Source organism: Methylobacterium sp. NFXW15 (assembly GCF_049887755.1).
Classification (GTDB): Bacteria; Pseudomonadota; Alphaproteobacteria; order Rhizobiales; family Beijerinckiaceae; genus Methylobacterium.
This window is the reverse complement of record NZ_JAGEKG010000001.1, coordinates 285,782-305,593: the sequence shown is the minus strand read 5'-3', so window position 1 is coordinate 305,593 and position 19,812 is coordinate 285,782. Positions and strand designations below refer to the sequence as shown.

At 65.6% G+C, this 19,812-nt stretch carries 14 protein-coding genes; 8 read left to right on the top strand and 6 right to left on the bottom strand.

Annotated features, from left to right (window positions below; translation table 11 throughout):
• The first annotated feature begins 57 nt into the window (after positions 1 to 57).
• Entirely contained in the window at positions 58 to 2,286 is a 2,229-nt protein-coding gene (locus J4O73_RS01395) for a lytic transglycosylase domain-containing protein (protein WP_426214128.1), read from the top strand.
• Positions 2,287 to 2,319: 33 nt separating this feature from the next.
• Here the strand turns inward: J4O73_RS01395 and J4O73_RS01390 are convergent, their stop codons facing one another.
• The 3 genes from J4O73_RS01390 to rpoZ form a co-directional block, all read right to left on the bottom strand.
• On the bottom strand, positions 2,320 to 2,958 hold the full coding sequence (locus tag J4O73_RS01390; RefSeq protein ID WP_426214127.1) for an NYN domain-containing protein: 639 nt from the start codon (positions 2,956 to 2,958) through the stop codon (positions 2,320 to 2,322).
• Between the two features lie 222 nt (positions 2,959 to 3,180).
• Positions 3,181 to 5,403 carry a RelA/SpoT family protein gene (locus tag J4O73_RS01385; protein ID WP_426214852.1) on the bottom strand — a complete coding sequence of 741 codons (2,223 nt, stop codon included), beginning with the start codon at positions 5,401 to 5,403 and terminating at the stop codon, positions 3,181 to 3,183.
• A 262-nt stretch (positions 5,404 to 5,665) separates the two neighbouring features.
• The gene (rpoZ, locus tag J4O73_RS01380; protein ID WP_378969006.1) at positions 5,666 to 6,073 is read right to left on the bottom strand and encodes a DNA-directed RNA polymerase subunit omega; all 408 of its coding nucleotides are present in this window, start codon (positions 6,071 to 6,073) and stop codon (positions 5,666 to 5,668) included.
• Between the two features lie 313 nt (positions 6,074 to 6,386).
• Between rpoZ and rpoN the strand changes: the two genes are divergently transcribed.
• The 4 genes from rpoN (at position 6,387) to glmS (ending at position 12,275) form a co-directional block, all read left to right on the top strand.
• Positions 6,387 to 7,949 carry an RNA polymerase factor sigma-54 gene (gene rpoN / locus J4O73_RS01375; protein WP_426214126.1) on the top strand — a complete coding sequence of 521 codons (1,563 nt, stop codon included), beginning with the start codon at positions 6,387 to 6,389 and terminating at the stop codon, positions 7,947 to 7,949.
• Positions 7,950 to 7,997: 48 nt separating this feature from the next.
• Positions 7,998 to 9,371, top strand: coding sequence for a bifunctional UDP-N-acetylglucosamine diphosphorylase/glucosamine-1-phosphate N-acetyltransferase GlmU (gene glmU / locus J4O73_RS01370; protein WP_426214125.1), 1,374 nt, complete (start codon positions 7,998 to 8,000; stop codon positions 9,369 to 9,371).
• A 27-nt stretch (positions 9,372 to 9,398) separates the two neighbouring features.
• Positions 9,399 to 10,184 carry an aldolase gene (locus J4O73_RS01365; protein ID WP_426214124.1) on the top strand — a complete coding sequence of 262 codons (786 nt, stop codon included), beginning with the start codon at positions 9,399 to 9,401 and terminating at the stop codon, positions 10,182 to 10,184.
• 264 nt (positions 10,185 to 10,448) lie between these two features.
• Positions 10,449 to 12,275, top strand: coding sequence for a glutamine--fructose-6-phosphate transaminase (isomerizing) (glmS, locus tag J4O73_RS01360; protein WP_426214123.1), 1,827 nt, complete (start codon positions 10,449 to 10,451; stop codon positions 12,273 to 12,275).
• 227 nt (positions 12,276 to 12,502) lie between these two features.
• Here the strand turns inward: glmS and J4O73_RS01355 are convergent, their stop codons facing one another.
• Positions 12,503 to 13,906, bottom strand: a complete 1,404-nt coding sequence (locus J4O73_RS01355; RefSeq protein WP_426214122.1) for a hypothetical protein — start codon at positions 13,904 to 13,906, stop codon at positions 12,503 to 12,505.
• Positions 13,899 to 15,071 (bottom strand): nucleoid-associated protein, encoded by a 1,173-nt coding sequence (locus tag J4O73_RS01350; protein ID WP_426214121.1) that lies wholly within the window; start codon positions 15,069 to 15,071, stop codon positions 13,899 to 13,901. Before J4O73_RS01350 ends, J4O73_RS01355 begins: the two co-directional genes overlap by 8 nt.
• A gap of 809 nt (positions 15,072 to 15,880) precedes the next feature.
• Here J4O73_RS01350 and J4O73_RS01345 point away from each other — a divergent pair.
• Positions 15,881 to 16,651 (top strand): hypothetical protein, encoded by a 771-nt coding sequence (locus J4O73_RS01345; protein WP_426214120.1) that lies wholly within the window; start codon positions 15,881 to 15,883, stop codon positions 16,649 to 16,651.
• Here the strand turns inward: J4O73_RS01345 and J4O73_RS01340 are convergent.
• On the bottom strand, positions 16,646 to 17,656 hold the full coding sequence (locus J4O73_RS01340) for a hypothetical protein (protein WP_426214119.1): 1,011 nt from the start codon (positions 17,654 to 17,656) through the stop codon (positions 16,646 to 16,648). The two genes, J4O73_RS01345 and J4O73_RS01340, sit on opposite strands and share 6 nt — an antisense overlap.
• 234 nt (positions 17,657 to 17,890) lie before the next feature.
• Here J4O73_RS01340 and J4O73_RS01335 point away from each other — a divergent pair, with 234 nt between their 5' ends.
• Entirely contained in the window at positions 17,891 to 18,814 is a 924-nt protein-coding gene (locus J4O73_RS01335) for a GSU2403 family nucleotidyltransferase fold protein (protein ID WP_426214118.1), read from the top strand.
• A gap of 547 nt (positions 18,815 to 19,361) precedes the next feature.
• On the top strand, positions 19,362 to 19,781 hold the full coding sequence (locus J4O73_RS01330; RefSeq protein WP_426214117.1) for a hypothetical protein: 420 nt from the start codon (positions 19,362 to 19,364) through the stop codon (positions 19,779 to 19,781).
• The last annotated feature ends 31 nt before the right edge of the window (positions 19,782 to 19,812 follow it).

Here is a 19,812-nt window from a genome sequence, read left to right as displayed (position 1 = left end):
TAATCACTGATTGTCCAAGCTGTGTCCTTCTTGCTGCCGTTGCGGAGGGGTGAGGTCGTGATCCGAGCCATCGCCTGGAAGCGCCCGCACCTCACGCTTCTCGCCCTCGCGGCGGGTGCCGGGGCGGCCCTGACGGGGCCGAACCTCGCCGGGGCGGCGGGGCCGGAAGCCTCCGCCCTGCACGCGCAGGAGAGCGCCGAGTCGGCGCTGGAGACGCCCAAGGCTGTCGCGGAGGAGGCCGAGCACAGGCCCGCCGCCGCCTCGGCCTACGCCTCCGCCGATCCCGATGCGCCGATCACCTTCCCCCTGCCGGATGCGGCCGTGGCGCCCGCCGCGCCGGTGCCGGACGTGCCGGACATCGCCCGGCCCAAGATATCCGGCGAGACCGACCTGACGCTCCTGCGCGGCGCGATCGACCTCTACCGGAAGGGCAAGGTCGCCGATGGCGACCGGATGAGCGAGGGCTTCTCTGATCCCGCCGTGCGCGCCCTGCTGCAATGGGTGGCCATTCGCGCTGGCGCCGGAATCGGCTTCGAGCGCACGGTGGCCTTCACCCGCGCCAATCCCGATTGGCCGGGCGGCCCGCTGCTACGCCGCCGGGCGGAAGAGACTCTTCTCAGCGAGCGCAAGGCGCCCGCCACCGTGCGCGCCTTCTTCGCCACGGCCAAGCCGTCGAGCGCGCCGGGCAAGTTCGCCCTCGCGCTGGCGCTGCGCGCCGATGGGCTCGAAGCCGACGCGGCCGACCTCGTGCGCGACCTGTGGCGGAGCGAGGGCTTCGGTCGCAACCTCGAAGCGAAGGTGCAGGACGCCTTTCCCGCCGTGCTCACCAGGCAGGACCATCGCTACCGGATGGAGCGGGCGCTCCTGAAGGAGGACTGGGAGATGGCGGGCCGTGCGGCGGGCTATGCCGGGGGTGGCTATGCCAGCCTCGTGCGGGCTCGCCGGGCGGTGGAGGACAAGAGTTCCGGCGCCGCCTCGGCGCTCGCCGCCGTGCCGCCGTCGCTGCGCACCGACACATCCTACCTCTTCTCGAAGGCGCAGTTCTTCCGCCGGGCCGACAAGCCGGTGGAGGCCGCTGCCGTGCTCGCCAACGCCCCGACCAACCCGGACGTGCTGGTCGATGGCGATGAATGGTGGGTCGAGCGCCGCATCGTCGCCCGCAAGCTTCTCGATGCGGGCGATGCCAAGACCGCCTACGCGGTGGTGAGTGGCCACGGCTCCCGCAGCCCCGAAAAGAAGATCGAGGCCGAGTTCCACGCGGGCTGGATCGCCCTGCGCTTCCTCAACGATCCCGATCGGGCGTCGGGGCATTTCGCGCAGGTCGCGGCGCTGGCCGAGAGTCCGAACTCCCTGGCGCGCGGTGCCTACTGGCAGGGCCGCGCCGCCGAGGCTGCTGGCCGGGCGGACGAGGCGCGGCGGTTCTTCGAGAAAGCGGCGGCGCAGCCCGTCGCCTATTACGGGCAGGTGGCGCGGGCAAAGCTCGGGCAGACGAGCCTGCCGCTGCGGGCCGCCCCGGCTCTGGAGGGTGCCGAGCGGCAGGGTTTCGAAGACAGGCTGTCGGTCCGTGCCCTGCGCCTGCTGGAGCAGGCCGGTCTCACGGACCTCGCGCTGCCGCTCTTCATCGATTCCGCGCGGGCTCTGAACGACCCTCGCGAGTTGCAGGCGCTCGGGGACGTCGCCACCGAGACCAAGGATGCACGAGCCCTGGTGGCAGTGGGCAAGCTCGCCCTGCACCGGGGCCTGCCCCTCGACGCGCATGCGTTCCCGACCATCGGGATTCCGGCCTACGAGACCTTCACCGCCGTGCCGCAGGTCGAGCGGGCGATGGTCTATGCCATCGCGCGGCAGGAGAGTCAGTTCGATCCGCGGGCGCGCTCGGGCGTGGGGGCGCGGGGGCTGATGCAGATGATGCCCGCCACCGCCATGCGGACGGCCAAGCGCGTCTCCACTGCCTTCGACCCGGACCGCCTCACGAGCGACCCGGCCTTCTGCGCCAAGCTGGGCCAAGCCCATCTCGGCGAGCTGATGGAGGATTGGCGCGGCTCCTACATCCTCGCCTTCGCCTCGTACAATGCGGGCGGCGGCAACGTGAAGAAGTGGATCGACGCCTACGGCGATCCGCGCAAGGGCGATGTCGACGTGATCGACTGGGTGGAGCGCATCCCCTTCACGGAGACGCGCAACTACGTCCAACGGGTGATGGAGAACCTTCAGGTCTACCGCACCCGCCTCGACAGCCGCAGCGCGCTTCTCATCGACGGCGACCTTCGCCGGGGTGCGAAATAAGCGGAACCGGTTCTCCCGGTCCCGCCCGTCTCGTCACTCGTCGTCCTGATCCGGCTGGCGGATGCCGTAGCGGTTTTCCAGGGTCGCGCCACGCGGCTCCGCCCGGTGGCGGGTCGGGGACTCGCCGGTGGGACGAGCCTGACGCTCGCTCGGCTCTCGCCCGATCCGGGAGGCGAGGGAAGAGAGATCTACGAACTCGTCGGCCTGACGGCGCAACTCGTCGGAGATCATCGCGGGCTGCGTCTGGATGGTGGAGATCACCGTGACGCGGACGCCGCGCCGCTGCATCGCCTCCACCAGCGAGCGGAAATCGCCGTCGCCGGAGAACAACACCATGTGGTCGAGGCGCGGGGCGAGTTCGAGGGCGTCGATCGCCAACTCGATATCCATGTTGCCCTTGAAGCGGCGGCGGCCGGCGGAATCCGTGAATTCCCGCACCGGCTTGGTCACGACCCGGTATCCGTTGTAATCGAGCCAATCGACCAACGGACGAATCGACGAGTACTCCTGATCCTCGATCATCGCCGTGTAATAGAAGGCGCGGATAAGGTTTTCGCGGGTCTGAAAATCTTTCAGGAGCTTCTTGTAATCGATGTCGAAGCCGAGAGCTTTGGTGGTCGCATAGAGATTGGCGCCATCAATGAAGACGGCGCACCTTTGTGCTGATGACATGAATAACTTTCCAAAGAACGAGATGATGAATATCTGGCGTTCGGCTTTGTCTTCTCACCGACCGCTAAATGATTGCTAAATGACTCTCACGCAATTGAAGGAGCAAACATACGATAAGAGGCACGACACGCTGTTCAGGCGCTTCTCAAAATCGCGGACAGTCTTCAATGAGTCAAGTTGGCTCTAGAGCCAACCTAGAGTTTCAAAAATAACTGGTCTCTCTCATCCATTTACGCGTTGGACGCTGCTGACGGGGCGCTTGCTGCGAAGCTCCGCGACGATGGCGTTGAGATGCTGGAGATCCCAGACCGACAGGTCGAGGGTGATGTCGGTGAAGTCCTGCGTCCGTCGCTTCATCGAGATGTTGTCGATGTTGCCGTCATGGTCGGCGATCACCTGAGCGATCTGCGCGAACACGCCGGGCTCGTTGATGGATTGCAGCGAAAGCCGCGCGGGGAAGCGCTCGCTGCTCGAGGCTTCCGTATCCCAGCGCACGTCCAGCCACCGCTCCGGCTCGTTGTCGAAGGCGGCGAGGGCCGCCGACTGGATCGGATACACCGTCACGCCGACGCCGGGGGTGAGGATGCCGACGATCCGGTCGCCGGGAACGGCGCCGCCATTGGGGGCGAAGGTCACCGGCAGGTCGCCCGCGAGACCGCGGATCGGGATCGCGTCCATCGACGCCTCGTCCGACCCGTTGAAGGTCAGGCGCATGGTCTGGTCGGGAGAGCGGACGAGCCGCCCCGCGCCGTTGACCGGCGCCTGCCCGGGGGTGGGGCGGCGCTCATCCCGGTGGTCGGGATAGACCGCGCGTACCACGTCGCCGGAGAACATTTCCCCGCGCCCCACAGCGGCGAAGACGTCCTCGACGGACGACCGGGCGAGGCGAGGCAGGGCGCCGCGAAGCTTGTCCTCGGAGAAGCTCTTGGCCGCGCGCTCGAACGCGCGCTCCAGGATCTGCTTGCCGAGACCGGCATATTGCCGCCGCACCGCCGCGCGGGTGGCCCGGCGGATGGCCGAGCGCGCCTTGCCCGTGACCACCAGGGATTCCCAGGCCGCCGGTGGCGAGGCGCCGTCCGAACGGCTGATCTCGACCTCGTCGCCATTCGCGAGTTCGTGCAGCAACGGCACCATCCGGCCGTTGATCTTGGCGCCGACGGCGGAATTGCCGACATCGGTGTGCACGGCATAGGCGAAATCGATCGGCGTCGCGCCCCGGGGCAGGGCGATGAGCCGCCCCTTCGGCGTGAAGCAGAACACTTGGTCCTGGAAGAGTTCGAGCTTGGTGTGCTCGAGGAATTCTTCCGGGCTGTCGCCTTCCGCGAGCAGTTCGATCGTGCGGCGCAGCCATTGGTAGGCGCCGCTCTCGGTGGCCAGCTTCGGGTGGACGCTGCCCTCGACATCGCGCCCGCTCACGTCCTTGTAATGGGCGTGGGCGGCGATGCCGTATTCGGCGATGTCGTCCATCGCCTGCGTGCGGATCTGCAGTTCGACGCGCTGGCTCTTCGGCCCGATCACGGTCGTGTGGATCGAGCGGTAATCGTTCTGCTTCGGGGTCGAGATGTAGTCCTTGTACCGGCCCGGAACCATGGGCCAGCTCGTGTGGACGATGCCGAGCGCCGCGTAGCAATCCTCCAGGGTCCTCACGATCACCCGGAAGCCGAAGATGTCGGACAGTTGTTCGAAGGCGAGCGACTTCCGCTCCATCTTCGACCAGATCGAGTAGGGGCGCTTCTGTCGGCCGGTGACGTCGGCCTCCATGCCCCGTGCCGAGAGCTTTTCAGACAGCACCTGCTCGATATCCTCGACCATCCGGCCGGATTTGGCGGTCAGCCGCGACAGGCGCTCGGTGATGGTCGCGTAGATCTCGGGTTCGAGATAGCGGAAGCCGAGATCTTCCAGTTCCTCGCGCAATTCCTGCATACCCATGCGGGCGGCCAGGGGCGCGTAGATATCCAGGGTTTCCTTGGCGATGCGGCGGCGCTTGTCGTCGCGCATGTGCTCAAGGGTGCGCATGTTGTGCAAACGGTCCGCGAGCTTCACGAGGAGCACGCGCACATCCGCCGCGACGGCCAGCAGCAACTTGCGGAAGTTCTCGCCCTGTGCGGCCTGCTTCGACACGAGGTCGAGCCGCTTGAGCTTCGTCAGTCCATCGACCAGCGCGCCGATCTCGTCGCCGAACAGGCGGCGGATCTCATCGAGGGTCGCCTCGGTGTCCTCGACCGTGTCGTGCAGGACGGCGGCGATGATCGTCGCGTCGTCGAGATGCAGGTCCGTGAGGATGGCTGCGACTTCGAGGGGATGGGCGAAGAACGGATCGCCGGAGGCCCGCTTCTGCGTCCCGTGGGCCTGCATCGCATAGACGTAGGCGCGGTTCAGCAGATCCTCGTCGGCTGCCGGGTTGTAGCGCTTGACCCGCTCGACGAGTTCGTACTGGCGCATGATCCGCCGAGAAATCGTTGCCTCCTGAACGCAGCGCGCCCCCTCGGCCGCCGGGAAATTCTCCCGCAATGCGGTGGCCGACACCAGAGGCAAGGCGCCGCAATCGGCCTGCCGAATGCTTTTTTTGAACCGTTGCCGTCATTGCGAGCGCAGCGAAGCAAGCCAGGGCTGCGCTCCATCCTGCGACGGCACGCTTCCCTGGATTGCTTCGCTTATGCTCGGAATGAGGATGTGCCTTGAGGGGCCCGGCGAATCGCCGGGTCGATCACTCGGCCTCTTCGTCGGTCTCGACCGGCGGGGCGAGGTTCTCAAGGCCGCGGAGCAGGTCTTCCTCGCTCATGCGGTCGAACTGCACGCCCTCGTCGCTGGACGATTGCGGCGCGTGGGCCGCAGCGGCTGGCGAGCTCGACAGGAGCGGCACGGCCTCGGCCTCCGGCTCGTCCACCTCGACGTACTTCTGGAGCGAGTGGATCAACTGCTCCTTCAAGTCCTCAGAGGTGATCGTGCCATCGCCGATCTCGCGCAGGGCGACAACCGGGTTTTTATCGCGGTCACGGTCCACGGTCAGCGGGGCGCCGGCGGCGAGAAGGCGCGCCCGGTGGCTCGCCAGCAGGACGAGCTCGAAGCGGTTCTCGACCTTTTCGATGCAATCTTCGACGGTGACGCGCGCCATGCCTGACGGCTCCTTCGCGGAACGAATTCTTTCGGGATGGGGCGCGTCTTACACCGGATGCGGTTTGGCAACAAGCTGAGAGACTTGACGGTGAGCCCTGAGGCCAGGCCTCATACCGGCTCAAGGCTTCCTTAAGGGCCCTTGGCCAGAGTTCGGCCACAAGCCTTTCAAAGTTGCGCACCACGCACGCAGTTGCCCGGCTTTGACGCGCCGCGGCATTCGGTCTAAAGATTAGGCACCAGAGACAAGCAAGAACCGTGCCGGGGCGTCGCGCCTGGCTTATGAAGATGCAAGTGCGGATCGGGGCGGGGTTATGAGTCTGCTGCAAAGGCTGGAGGTGCGGCAGGGCCAGGCCCTGGTCATGACCCCTCAGCTCCTGCAGGCGATCAAGCTCCTGCAGCTTTCCCACCTCGACCTCGCCGCCTATGTCGAGGCGGAGCTTGAGCGCAATCCCCTCCTGGAGCGTGCCGAGGCCGAGGCTCCCGCAGAGCGGGACGCCACCGAGGCTCCCGATACCCGTGACGGTGCGTCGGGAGAGGATGGGTTCGACGGCGCGGAAACCGATTCGTGGTCTCCGGAGGAGTTGAACCCGAGTCGCGGCGAGATCGAACGCGACAATGACGTCCGCCTCGACAACGTCTTTCAGGACGAGGTCCCGACCCGCACCCGCGAGTCGGAGGCGGGCGACATGCTGAGCCTCACGCCCGCCCCTTACGGCAACACGGGCGGCAGCTTCGATTCCGAGGCCCCCGATTTCGAGGCGACGCTCACGGCCGAAGTGAGCCTGCGCGAGCATCTGGCCGCGCAGCTCGACCTCGCCACACGCGATCCCATCGAGCGGCTGATCGGCGGCTTCCTCATCGATGCCGTCGATGAGGCGGGCTACCTTCGCGAGACGGTGGAGGCCGTGGCCGAACGGCTCGCGGCGGATCCGGCGCTCGTCACGAAGGTGCTGGGCGTCGTGCAGAGCTTCGATCCGGCGGGCGTCGCCGCCCGCGACCTCGCGGAATGCCTCGCCATCCAGCTTCGCGAGAACAACCGCTTCGATCCGGCGATGGAGGCCCTGGTCTCCCGCCTCGACCTCGTGGCCAAGCGCGACTTCGCGGCGCTCCGCCGCCTCTGCGGCGTCAACGACGAAGACCTCGTGGATATGCTGGCCGAGATCCGGCGCCTCGATCCCAAGCCCGGCCGGGCCTTCGGGTCCAGCGCGGTAGAGGTATTGGTGCCGGATGTCTTCGTTCGCGCCGCGCCGGACGGTTCGTGGCTCGTCGAACTCAACGGCGAGGCGCTCCCCCGCGTTCTCGTGAACCAGAGCTACTACGCCCGCGTCTCGCGCACCGCCCGTGCCGAGGGCGACAAGGCCTTCCTGTCGGAGGCGTTGCAGAACGCCAACTGGCTCACCCGCAGCCTGGAGCAGCGGGCGCGCACCATCCTGAAGGTCGCCACCGAAATCGTGCGGCAGCAGGACGGCTTCTTCGCCCATGGCGTCGCGCATTTGCGCCCGCTCAACCTGAAGACGGTGGCCGAGGCGATCGGCATGCACGAATCGACCGTCTCGCGCGTGACCTCGAACAAGGCCATCGGCACCAGCCGGGGCACGCTGGAGATGAAGTACTTCTTCACAGCCGCCATCCCCGGCGCGGCGGGGGCGGCGGCCCATTCCTCGGAGGCCGTGCGCCACCGGATCAAGCAACTGGTGGACGGCGAGACCGCCGACAACGTGCTCTCGGACGATGCCCTGGTGCAGAAGCTTCGGGACGAGGGCGTCGACATCGCCCGCCGGACGGTGGCCAAGTATCGCGAGTCCCTGCGCATTCCCAGCTCGATCGAGCGGCGGCGCGAGCGGTCCGCCCAAGCCGTCCGGGTGCTTGCCTGATCGGCCGGTTCGGCCCATGCGTGGCCGAGCCTTCGATCGGACTTCGTGATGACGACATCTCCCTCGCCGCGCAGCCTCACCGCCATCGTCCTTGCCGCCGGCAAGGGCACGCGGATGCGCTCCGATCTGCCGAAGGTGCTCCACAGGGTCGCCGGGCGGACCATGCTCGGCCATGTCCTGGCCGCCGTGCAGGCCGCCGGGGCGACGCGGGTCGGCGTCGTGGCCGAGCCCGGACGCGCCGACGTCGCCACCGAGATCGAGCGTCAGGCGCCGGGTGCGGGCGTCTTCGCCCAGGCCGAGCGGCTCGGCACCGCCCATGCAGTGCTCGCCGCCCGCGCCCTGCTCGCGGAAGCCGCCGACGACGTGATCGTCGCCTTCGGGGATACGCCGCTCATCACCGCCGCCACCTTCACCCGCCTGCGCGCGCCCCTGGCGGCGGGCGCTTCCGTCGCGGTGCTGGCATTCGAGACCGAAAACCCGACCGGCTACGGGCGCGTGCTCACCGAGGGTGATCGGGTCCTGGCGATCCGCGAGGAGAAGGATGCGACCCCGGCCGAGCGGCAGGTGAGCCTGTGCAATGCCGGGCTCATGGCTCTGTCGGGCGCCCATGCCCTCGCCCTGCTGGACCGGATCGGCAACGACAACGCGGCGGGCGAATATTATCTCCCCGATGCCGTGGCTCTGGCCGTGGCGGACGGGCTCTCGGTCGCGGTGGTGCCGGTGGACGAGGCCGAGGCACAGGGCGTCAACGACCGGGTGCAACTCGCCGCCGCCGAGGCGGTGGTGCAGGCCCGCCTGCGCCGGGCGGCGCTCCTCGGCGGCGCAACCCTGGTCGCCCCGGAGACGGTGTTCTTCAGCCACGACACCGTGCTCGGCCGCGACGTGACGGTGGAGCCGAACGTGGTGTTCGGCCCCGGCGTGAGCGTGGCCGACGGCTGCACCGTGCGCGCCTTCGCCCATCTGGCCGATGTCCGCCTGGAGGCAGGGGTGAAGATCGGCCCGTTCGTGCGGATGCGCGGCGGCGCGGTGCTGGAACAGGGCGCCGAGATCGGCAACTTTGTGGAGCTCAAGAATACCCGCATGGGGCCGGGCGCGAAGGCCGCGCACCTGACCTATCTCGGCGACGCCGAAGTGGGGGCGAAGGCCAATGTCGGCGCGGGTACCATCACCTGCAATTACGACGGCGTGTTCAAGCATCGCACCGCGATCGGGGCGGGCGCCTTCATCGGCTCGAACTCGGCCCTCGTCGCCCCCGTCACGGTGGGAGCGGGTGCGTTGGTCGGCGCCGGGTCGGTGATCACCAAAGACGTGCCGGACGGCGCGCTGGCGGTGGCGCGCGGTCGGCAGGATACGAAGCCAGGGCGGGCCGTGGCGATGCGCGAGCAGCTTCAGGCGCTCAAGGAACGTCGTAAGGGCCGATGATCGCGGTCAGCGAAGGGAAGATCCGACATGGCTCATGAATTCCGCGTGGTCGAGGGCGGCAAGGTCGACCTCGACGCCATCGACCGGGAAGCCCTGTGGCAGGCGCGGGTGGATCTCGCTGCCTGCTTCCGCATGGCGGCGCGCTACGGCCTGGAAGAGGGCATCTGCAACCACTTCTCGGCCATGGTGCCGGGGCGGAACGACCTGTTCCTCGTGAACCCCTACGGGCTGGCCTTCTGCGAGGTCACGGCGTCGAGCCTGCTCGTCTGCGATTTCCACGGACGCGTGGTGGAGGGCGAGGGCCAGCCGGAGGCGACCGCCTTCTTCATCCATGCCCGCTTGCACCGGAACCTTCCGCGTGCGCGTGCGGCGTTCCACACGCACATGCCCTATGCCACGGCGCTCAGCATGACCGAGGGCGAACCCCTGGCCTATGCCGGGCAGACGGCGCTGAAATTCTACGGCCGCACGGCAGTGGACGACACCTATAACGGTCTCGCCCTGGATGAGGCCGAGGGCGATCGCATCGCCGCGACCCTGGGTGACGCCGACATCGTATTCCTGCGTAACCACGGGGTGATGGTCACCGGCCCGACGATCGCGGAAGCGTGGGACGACCTCTATTATCTCGAGCGCGCTGCCGAGGTGCAGGTGAAGGCGCTTTCCACAGGCCGGAAGCTCCTGCCGGTCGATCCGGCCATCGCCAAGGCCGCCGCCGCGCAGATGCGCGAGGGCGATCCCGAAAGCGCCCGTCTCCACCTCGCCAGCATCAAGCGCGTGCTCAGCAGCGATGGGGAAGACTTCGCGGAGTAGGGTGACGAGATCGGCGCGATCCCAACCCAGGACCTCGTCTTGACGTGCCGTTGCGGAGCGGCGGCCTCGAAGGAGGCTTCCAGGGATCGCCAAGTGTCCTGGAGGTCTCCTTCGAGGCCCGCTAAAGCGGGCACCTCAGGATGAGGGCAGGTCTTGGGACGGGTCCCGGAACCGTATTGGATACCGGGTAGTGCGATGCGGTAACCTCGACCGCATATAAGGGTTCGGCCCCGGCCGGGCGGGCCTGCGAATGGAAGACGGAATATGTGCGGCATCGTCGGCATCGTCGGGCGCGACGCGGTAGCGGGGCAGGTGATCGAGGCGCTGCGGCGGCTCGAATACCGCGGCTACGACTCCGCCGGCATCGCCACCCTGGAGCATGGCAGCCTCCAGCGTCGGCGCGCCTCGGGCAAGCTCGCAAACCTCGAAGCCAAGCTCGCCGAGCAGCCGCTCACCGGCACGATCGGCATCGGGCACACCCGCTGGGCGACCCACGGACGCCCCACGGAGGTGAACGCCCACCCCCATGCCACGGCGCGTCTCGCCGTCGTGCATAACGGTATCATCGAGAATTTTCGCGAGTTGAAGCAGGAGCTTGAGGCGGACGGCATCCGCTTCGAGAGCGACACCGACACCGAGGTCGTCGTCCAACTCGTCAGCCGCCTGATGGATCATGGTAAGGGACCGGTCGAGGCCGTGGCCGCCGCCCTGCCGCGCCTGCGCGGCGCCTTCGCGCTGGGCTTCATCTTCTCCGGCGAAGAAAACCTGCTGATCGGCGCCCGGCACGGCGCGCCGCTGGCGGTCGGCTACGGGCAGGGCGCGAATTATCTCGGCTCCGACGCCCTGGCGCTCGCGCCCTTCACCGATGCCATCGCCTATCTCGATGAGGGCGACTGGGCGATCCTGACCCGCGACAGCGTCGAGTTCCGCGACGCCTCCGGCGCCGTGGTCGAGCGCGCACGCCAGACCATCGCCACCCAGGCGTTCCGGGTCGACAAGGGCGAGTACCGCCACTTCATGGCGAAGGAGATCCACGAGCAGCCGGAGGTCGTCGGCCGGACCCTCGCCCATTACGTCGACATGGCCGAGGGCCGGGTGATCCTGCCGGAGGCCTTGCCCTTCGATTTCGCCAAGCTCAGCCGCGTCTACATCACCGCCTGTGGCACGGCCTTCTATGCCGGGCTCGTCGCCCGCTACTGGTTCGAGCAGATCGCCCGCCTGCCGGTGGAGATCGATGTCGCCTCGGAGGCGCGCTACCGCGAGGCGCCGTTGGAGAAGGACGGGCTGACCCTCGTCATCTCGCAATCGGGCGAGACCGCCGACACCCTGGCCTCCCTGCGCTACGCCAAGTCGAAGGGCCAGCACACGCTCTGCGTGGTGAACGTGCCGACCTCGACCATTGCACGGGAATCCTCCGTCGTGATGCCGACGCTCGCCGGGCCGGAGATCGGCGTCGCCTCCACCAAGGCGTTCTCCTGCCAGCTGACCGTGCTGCTCTGCCTCGCCATCGCGGCGGGCCGGGCGCGGGGTACCCTCGATGCCGAGGGCGAGCGGCGGCTGATCGACGGCCTCATCAAGGCGCCGGGCCTGATGGCCGACGCGCTGGCGCACGAGCCGGCCATCGAGGGCCTCGCCCGCGAGGTCGCGAAGGCGCGGGACGTGCTCTATCTCGGGCGCGGCACGAGCTACCCGATGGCGCTGGAAGGCGCCCTCAAGCTGAAGGAGATCAGCTACATCCACGCCGAGGGCTACGCGGCGGGCGAGCTGAAGCACGGGCCGATCGCGCTGATCGACGAGAGCGTTCCTGTCATCGTCATCGCGCCGCATGACGCGGTGTTCGAAAAGACGGTCTCGAACATGCAGGAGGTCGCGGCGCGCGGCGGGCGCATCGTGCTGATCGGCGATGCCAAGGGAGCGGCCGAGCACGGGCTCGAAACGCTGGCGACCTTCACCATGCCCGCTCTCGATCCCGTCGTCGCACCCATCGTCTACGCGGTGCCGGTGCAATTGCTCGCCTACCACGTCGCCGTGGTGATGGGGAAAGACGTCGATCAGCCCCGCAACCTCGCCAAATCCGTCACGGTGGAGTGAGCGCTCACTTCAACTCGTGCGGGTTGTGTCCGGCGAATAAAGTCGGGTGAAAAAATAAAGTCGGGTGAAATAATTAGTCGAGTGAAACAAGCGGGAAAATAAAGTCGGGTAAAACTGAACCTCCCACAGGGGGCGGCGGCATAGGGCTATTTTATCGCCTCCCTTAAAGCCGCGCCCCAATTTTGTTCCCTGGGCACGAACGCCCAACGCAAAGCCGCCGGGCTCGATCACCGGATGTCGGTTCTAGGCGGTCCTGACTGCGGTGACGCTGCCGGAGGAACCTTCGGTTGGGCTGACGACGGTATCGGTGGTGCTGCGATAGGAGCCGGACTTGTTTGAGGTGTCGCCGACTTCTCTTGAAGCTTATCCGGCACGACCGGCGTCGGATTTGGTTGGGCAGGCGTCTGTCCAGGCGGGTTAGGCGTTGTGGCTATCGTAGGACCCTCGACCGACAAACAGCTCATGTACGGAACGTTGGTCACTCGGTTCGCAACGAACGTAGCCACCCCGGCCCCGACGACTGCGAGTACGCCAACAAACCCCAGAAACCGCCGCTGCCATTTGATCCGACCGGCGAGGGTGACAAAGATCGTGTCGAATTGATCGCTGAGTGCCCTAAAGTCCCGCTGAAACTTGGTTTTTTGGCGCGCGACATCGTCGGAGATCGACGCCAGAGTTGCCCACTGGTTCCAGATCGCGATCGCCAAGAGAGCGACGAAAATCCACGCTCCCACGACGACGGCGAAGTTGATCCAGAACTCGACGCCGCAGGCCGATGCGACTTTCAGCTGCGAGGCGACGATGACCGTCGCGACGGGGATGCCGAGCAACTGAGTTTGAATATCGATGATCGTTTTGTGGATCTTGTTGAGATAATCGATGCGCGCGGCTTCGATCTCGTTGCGGATCTTCGAGTAGGAGAAGCTGGACGCGAATAGCTTGTAGCCGTTGCGGACCTCCTCATTCACCGCGCCGAGGTTCGCGATGAGGTGTCGAAATCGACCGGCAACCGGCTGAGACGCGCAGATCCCGATGACGGCTTCGGCGAGGATCGCGAGCTTCTGATCCCGGTGAATTTCGTCGGCACACGCCTTGAGAATGGCGTCGGCGTCGGAAACGCTCACACGGTCCAAGTCGGAAGCCGTGTATGCCAGCGGAACGCTGAACTTGCCGTCCTTGATGAAGATCAATTCCCTTTTGGATTGATCGACATAAGCCGCCGCTTCGCCGACAAGCTTCGTGAACTCAAGGACCTTGCGATAGGTCGCCAAGCGCTCGGGGCAGGGCGCGATGTCCGGAGTGATACCGCCGTCGATGACGAAATAAGCGCGTGGCTCTTTGACCCGCGCATCCGGCGTATCCAACAATCCGTCGAAGTCACGAACCAAGGACCCGAGCGCAGTCCGCGGGGGGCCAACGCGGACTGATACGATTTGGCCAACGCGAAGCGCGTCGACGTCCTCAACCACAGCGATGTCCGCGTCAGCGGCCGCGTCGTGGTCATCTTCGATGAGTTGAATGACGTTCCGGACTTCGGGGGTCGCAATCGACAGCCTTCCCTGATCGCCGTTCTGATCGAAGGCGATATGACGATACAGCAGGGTCAGTTGGTCGAACGTGATCCTAGCCATCTTGGCTGTACTCGGCACGCAACTGCGCTGTGAGATCCTCGGGCAGGCCCGACAACGTGAGGGTGTTGTCCTCAGCGTTGAACCGCACGTTGCCGCGGGTGATCGCGTCTCGGTTGAACTCGATGCTCCACGTCGGGGTCTTCCCCTTGAATTTGACGAGCGATCCAAGGGCTCGGCGATCGGGCACGAACCCATCGTTGAGGCGCAGATCCGGATTGGCCAGAGCGGTCATGAGCCTCTCGGGATCCTGAGGGCTCAATTCGTTGGCGAGAGCCTCGAAGCTGAGTTCCTCCTGGGCCTTGGCCGAACGCTCGCAGATGGTTTTCGCACGGGCGAGGAAGTCATCCTTGACCGACGTGTCCATGGCTTCATCGGTGGCGAACGCCATCAAAGCCTGGACGAGATCGGTCGTGTCACGTCGGTTCTCGACCGTGAGATCACAGCCAAGGAACTCCTTGAAGTACTCGGAGACTTCCCGCTTACCCTTCAGGAAGCCGATGTAGCGCTCCTCTCCATTATCCCAGCCGGTCATGTTGATGCGGCCCGCGAACCGAAACCCATCCATGTCGAGGTGGCGGACATCTCGAACATCAAGATCGCTTGTCATCGACGCACCGAGCTTCTCGTTGACGATCGCGATGAGGAGGTACTGCCGTTCTTCGCGCTCGAAGTGGGCGAAGAAGACATGGCCGCCGGTGGCCGCGCCTTTGTAGCCCGCCTGGGCTTTCAGCGTTTCCATCATCTTGTGGGTCAGCGTCGTAAAATCACTGGGCTGGGCGTCGAGGTAGGCGCGAAGATGCTTTTTGGTGGGAAGCCGATCTTCATCGACCGCGAATTTGCCGTAAGATTTCGAGGTCCGCTTGGCGTAGAGGGCGGTGAGATCGTCGATCACGCGTTGCATGGTCTGAGTGATCTTCAGATCGCTTTTCCCGTGCGTGACGACAAAAGCTCCCTGGGTCTTGGTCAGGTCGTGGATCGCGACGCGGATAATGGTGTTTGTCACCTGTCCTCCCAGCGGCGAATGCGACCACCTCAGGTGTCGTTCGCTGCGGCCGAGATTGGCTGGGCGCAAGGACGCTGACAACCCAGACGATACGATCGAGCCCCTGTCTCTCGCTTTTCCCAACTCGAGTTCGAACGCGCAGGCGCTAGGCCCGCGTTCCACGTGACCTCCTATTTACACCTCGAACAAAACAAGAACAAACGTCGCTGGGCAGCTGCGCGCCTGCTACGTAGATGCGCAGAGGTCTCCTCTGCTGATTGCAAAAGCGGATTTTGCAGACAGCGCATTTTCTGGCGTCAGACTGTGAGGGGGGTCGACCGATTTGGCCGTCTTGTCGCGCGCTGATCGAGTACCAAACCCGGTGGCTAAATCGCTGAATTTAGTAGATATTCGCGCCTCATGCTGATGCGTTCATCCCCATTCTCCACACCCCCTTGATCAAGGCCAGCTTCGAGCAGCGCCAGACCTTGATGTAGAACAAAGAGTGAACAGAATGCGCGAAGCCCTCGGTCCCTTCGCATCGGCGGAGAGAGGTCATTCGCGTTCACGGAGGCGGCACAGCGGCGATGGGTGCGATCTGCGAAGTCTGTGGCCGCCGACATATTATCATGGCCAATCCGAGGTTGTGCCTCGCCTGCGCGGTCGGCCTCACTCATCGGTGCCCGAGATGCCAGACGGTCGTGCCCGGGTCCGGGAATGCTCCCTGTTTCCCTTGCACTCGCCGTCGTCTTGCCTGGTTGGCGATCGGGGCGGAAGCCCGAACGATCTCCCACCCGTGGCTCGCCGAATTATTCAGGGCGTTCTGCAAGAGTGGAAGCATCCCGCTCGAGGCTAAGATCGCGGACGATCGGATCGCCCGCGCAGCCGCCGCCTGCCGTCGCATCGCGCTTCACGTTACAGATCCCACGGACCTCGCGCTGGAGGCGGTCTTCTCGGCACTCGGAGCGCAAGATCTCCGACGTGTCGCGCCCATGATCGCCTATTGGGCGACGATCGGTGCGCTGGAGTGGGACCAGGCCCGGCTTCGAACCCTGACCGAACACGAGCGGGTCACGGCCATCTTGAAAACGTATGGCAATGGCCCTCATGGGTCCGTGCTCTACCGCTATCGCGATCACCTCGCGATCCGAGACCAAAAGCCGGTCAGCCAGCGGATTGCCCTGACGGCCGCCGCTACTCTGCTGGCGGCACTCGGTGACGCGCCGATCGCAAACCTCAGCCAGCACCACGTCGCCAACGCGCTGCGTGCGCGTCCCAGGGACCGGACCTCTCTGCAAAGTTTTTTGAGCTTCCTCGCATCCGAGGGCGGTCCCAAACTGACGATCGCTAAACCGCGCCAGGATCCAGCGGCTTTAAAGAGACGGCTTCAGGCCGATATCCGCAAATGCCGGAAGCGCTTGCACAACACCCGCGATGTCATTGAGGCGCGCGCCCTGATCGCGGTCCTCATCGCCCGGATCTTCAGCCTCCCACTCTCGCGCGTCCTCTCCCTCAAACGCTCTGAGGTGGCCGTCTCATCGGAGGCCGTCACGCTCTGGCAGAACGGTGAAGCGCTGACACTCGATAAGCCACTCGCCCACGCGTTTCGCGAATGGGTCTCATTGGCAGGGTCGTGGCGCTCGCCGGGGCACCCGTGGGTCTTTCCTAGTCGAGACGGGCTTCGGCCTGCGTCCGAGGGGGCGATCGCCTACCAACTGAGAAAGCCATCGCCGCGGGGTGAAGCCGATCCCGGCCCGTCATAAGCGGCCGCTGTAGACCACCAGCGGATCCGGCCCGCTGTGGGAGAACACCCAACCGCAGTGCGCTACCGATTTGGTGATCCGGTCTTTCGGTTTGTCGGCCAGCCGCGCACGGAGCTTGGCCTCCACTCCGTCCGCGGTCGCGCCGGCCCCCACTGGGTCGGCCCATTCGAGGCTGTCGTAGTGCTCCGGTTTGGTCGGTCGGGTCCTGCTGCCTGGCCCACAATAGCCGTGAAGAACGAAGGCGCGGTACCGCAGGGCGTGAAGCGCGTGCATCTCCGGGAGCGATCCCGCTTGGCTGTCGGTGAGCTTCGCGATGAAATTCGGCGCATAGAAGATGTTGCGCAGGTCTGTGTAGGCGTCTGGATCGTTCGAACTCGCGTAGAGGTGGCAGCAGGTGAGGTCGCGTGTCGTGGCGCGCTTCAATCCCGTGCTCCATTCGAAGGCCGCCGCCGGGCTCGCATTGTCGTCGATCATGACGCCGTCGATGATCGCGCCCCGATCCGCCATGCGACCCCGCACGGTGCGAAAGACCGCCCGGTGTCCTGTCGCCGCGACGATGTCGGGATGAGCGAAGACCGACAGGGATGCGATCGCCTGATCGATCGATCCCCAGGGGGAGGCGGCGATCAAGGCATCGAGCACCGCCCTCCCGTCGTAACCGAAGGAGGCCAGCGTTTTCGAAGCAGTTTGCTCGCTCGGAAATGGCGGCTTGAGCCAGCTGGCTACGGGTTGGACTACCACACCCCCGAAGCGGGCTTCCCGCGCCCAGCAGGTGATCCCGTCGACGAAGATCGGGGTGTCGTCATCGACGACGACCTCCTCGTCGTTCGAGACTTGAATGCCGGTCCCGAGGAGGGACGTGTTGGCGATATCGACCGGTCGGCCGGCCCAATCGACGAGATGCGTCTCGCAATCGCGGCAGATCGCGGCGGGGTACGAGATCGATCTCCGTCCCTCGCCCTCGCAGACCGGACACATCTCGCCGCCCGGACGCCATGTGACCATCCAGAATCCCTCCGCTTGCTCGTCTGTGAACCACGCTTGGCGGGGGCGTCAAAGGCCTGTGGCATTCGGCCGATGAGGGAGACTGACGCGATTGGGGGCCGGATCCCGTGATGACGTGGTTCGGCCCTGAGCCGTTCGGCTTTCGAGCCGCAGCGACTGTCGCGATGTAGTGCCCCCACCGGCACAGCCCTTGAGCGGCGATTGCTGAGACGCACACCGAGCACAGGGCTATGTATGCAAACTGAAAATTTGCATACACCAAAGTTCGCAATGGTCAGACCACTCTCGCTCGCCCAGCACACGCTGTACGCCGACCTCACCGAACAGGGGAGCGATGCCGTGTTCGATCCGGAATTCCCAGAGAATGGCAGCATCATCGTCCGGGGAAACCGACCTGGCGCACCGGCCCTTCATGCGTACTACCAGGGCTATCGCGCTCGTGCCGGCGCTGCCGGTCAAGGCCAACGCTTCGCCCGCTACCTCGGGCGCGCCGACGATCCGGCAGTGGCGGCGCGGATCGCACGGTTTCAGCGGATCAAGGCGGTGCGGGCGGAGCGCGCCACGACCGTGCGCGCCCTGATCGGAGCCGGGATGCCGAAGCCAGATCGAATGGCGGGAAGGATCGTCGAGGCTTTGGCCCGTGCCGGACTGTTTTCCGACCATGCCGTTCTCATCGGCGATGCCGCCGTCCAGACCTACGGCGGCGTCCTCGGGGTGCGTCTGCCAAAACCCCGCAAGACGTTTCAAAGCGATCGACCCGCCGTGGAGATCGCGATCCCTGATCGAAGCCAGCGGTCGAGCATTCTCGACATTCTGCATACGATCGACCCGAGCTTCGCCATTGTCACCGGCGTTGCGAAAACCTACCGCTCGGCGGAGGGAAGCGAGGTCATCGTCACCAGCCCGGATTGCGCCGACGAGGCGACGTCCGCGATCTCAGGCTTCCTGGTCACGCGGGCGGTGCAGGCGATCGTGTTGTACGGGCCTGGCATTCCCGTGTCAGTGCCAGTGCCAGAGCGATATGTCGCTTACGCGCAGATTGCCTATCGCACGGCGATTTCGACGGGGCTCCACGATCTGATCGACGCCTTCACGCTCGCTGGACGCGAAGGACGCTTAGCCGAAGCACGGGCAGAATTAAGGTCGCTTCTGCGCTGATCCTCGCCGCCCTTCGCGAGCGTAAGCGGCGCGTCTTCACCGGGCGGCAGCTTCCGCATTTTGCAAGTGGCCGACTCGCCCACACGCCCTTCCGCAAAGATGCCTGCGAAATCGTCATCGAGGCTGGTCTCCGCGAACTAAAATCCGAGCGCAAAGGTCCCGCCAAGGGGCGCGGGCGCGACGAGTATTGCGTCAATTCGATCGACTTCGGGATCCAGGCAAATGCAGTCTCCGAGGCAAAGTTGGCGGGGCCACCGGTCGGCCAAGCGGCTTGAAAGCCAACGCTTCAGTCGCTTTTGACCCTATTGTCGGTGCGCCGGAGGACGGACAACGCAATCTGCTGACCGTCGGTCGTACCCAACGCCACCGACGCGAGGACAAATCGGACAATCCTGACAATAGGTCAGATGCAGCACGAACCCGAACTGTGCACTCACACCGGGGTGAATTCGCCCCACGTATCGCCATTGCAACCTAGCTGTGATGCCGCGAGCACGGGCATCGGCATCACATTGACCGCGCCGACCAGTCCAAGGAGCAGTTCCACATGCGTCCCGCATTCTCCGGCGTCCTGCTCGTCTCGTTGACGGCAACATCGGTTGCTGCCACCGCGACAGAACGCTGGACAGCTACCAGCAGGACGGCGACCTCCATAACAGGCGACATCGAACTGTCGCCGTCAAAGCTCGTCGCTGCGGGGAAGACCTTCCCACTGGCAGTCGCAGCCGACGTCGCAGCCTTCGAGACGAGCGGGGGCCCAAAGTCCGCGCGCATCATGCGCGTAACCCGGGAGGTCAACCCGATCCTTCTGCGTGGGAACACCCTATGCTCACCAGCGGCACGATGGATCGCGCTGTATCGAAGCGATGCCGGTAAAGGGCTCGCCTTGGCGGTGTTTTCCAGCCAGACGCAACCGCAGGGCGAGAGCGATGCTGGTCTCTGCGCCACGTATTACTACACGCGCTGAGGGCGACCGCGAACTGACGTGCTAGCGGTTG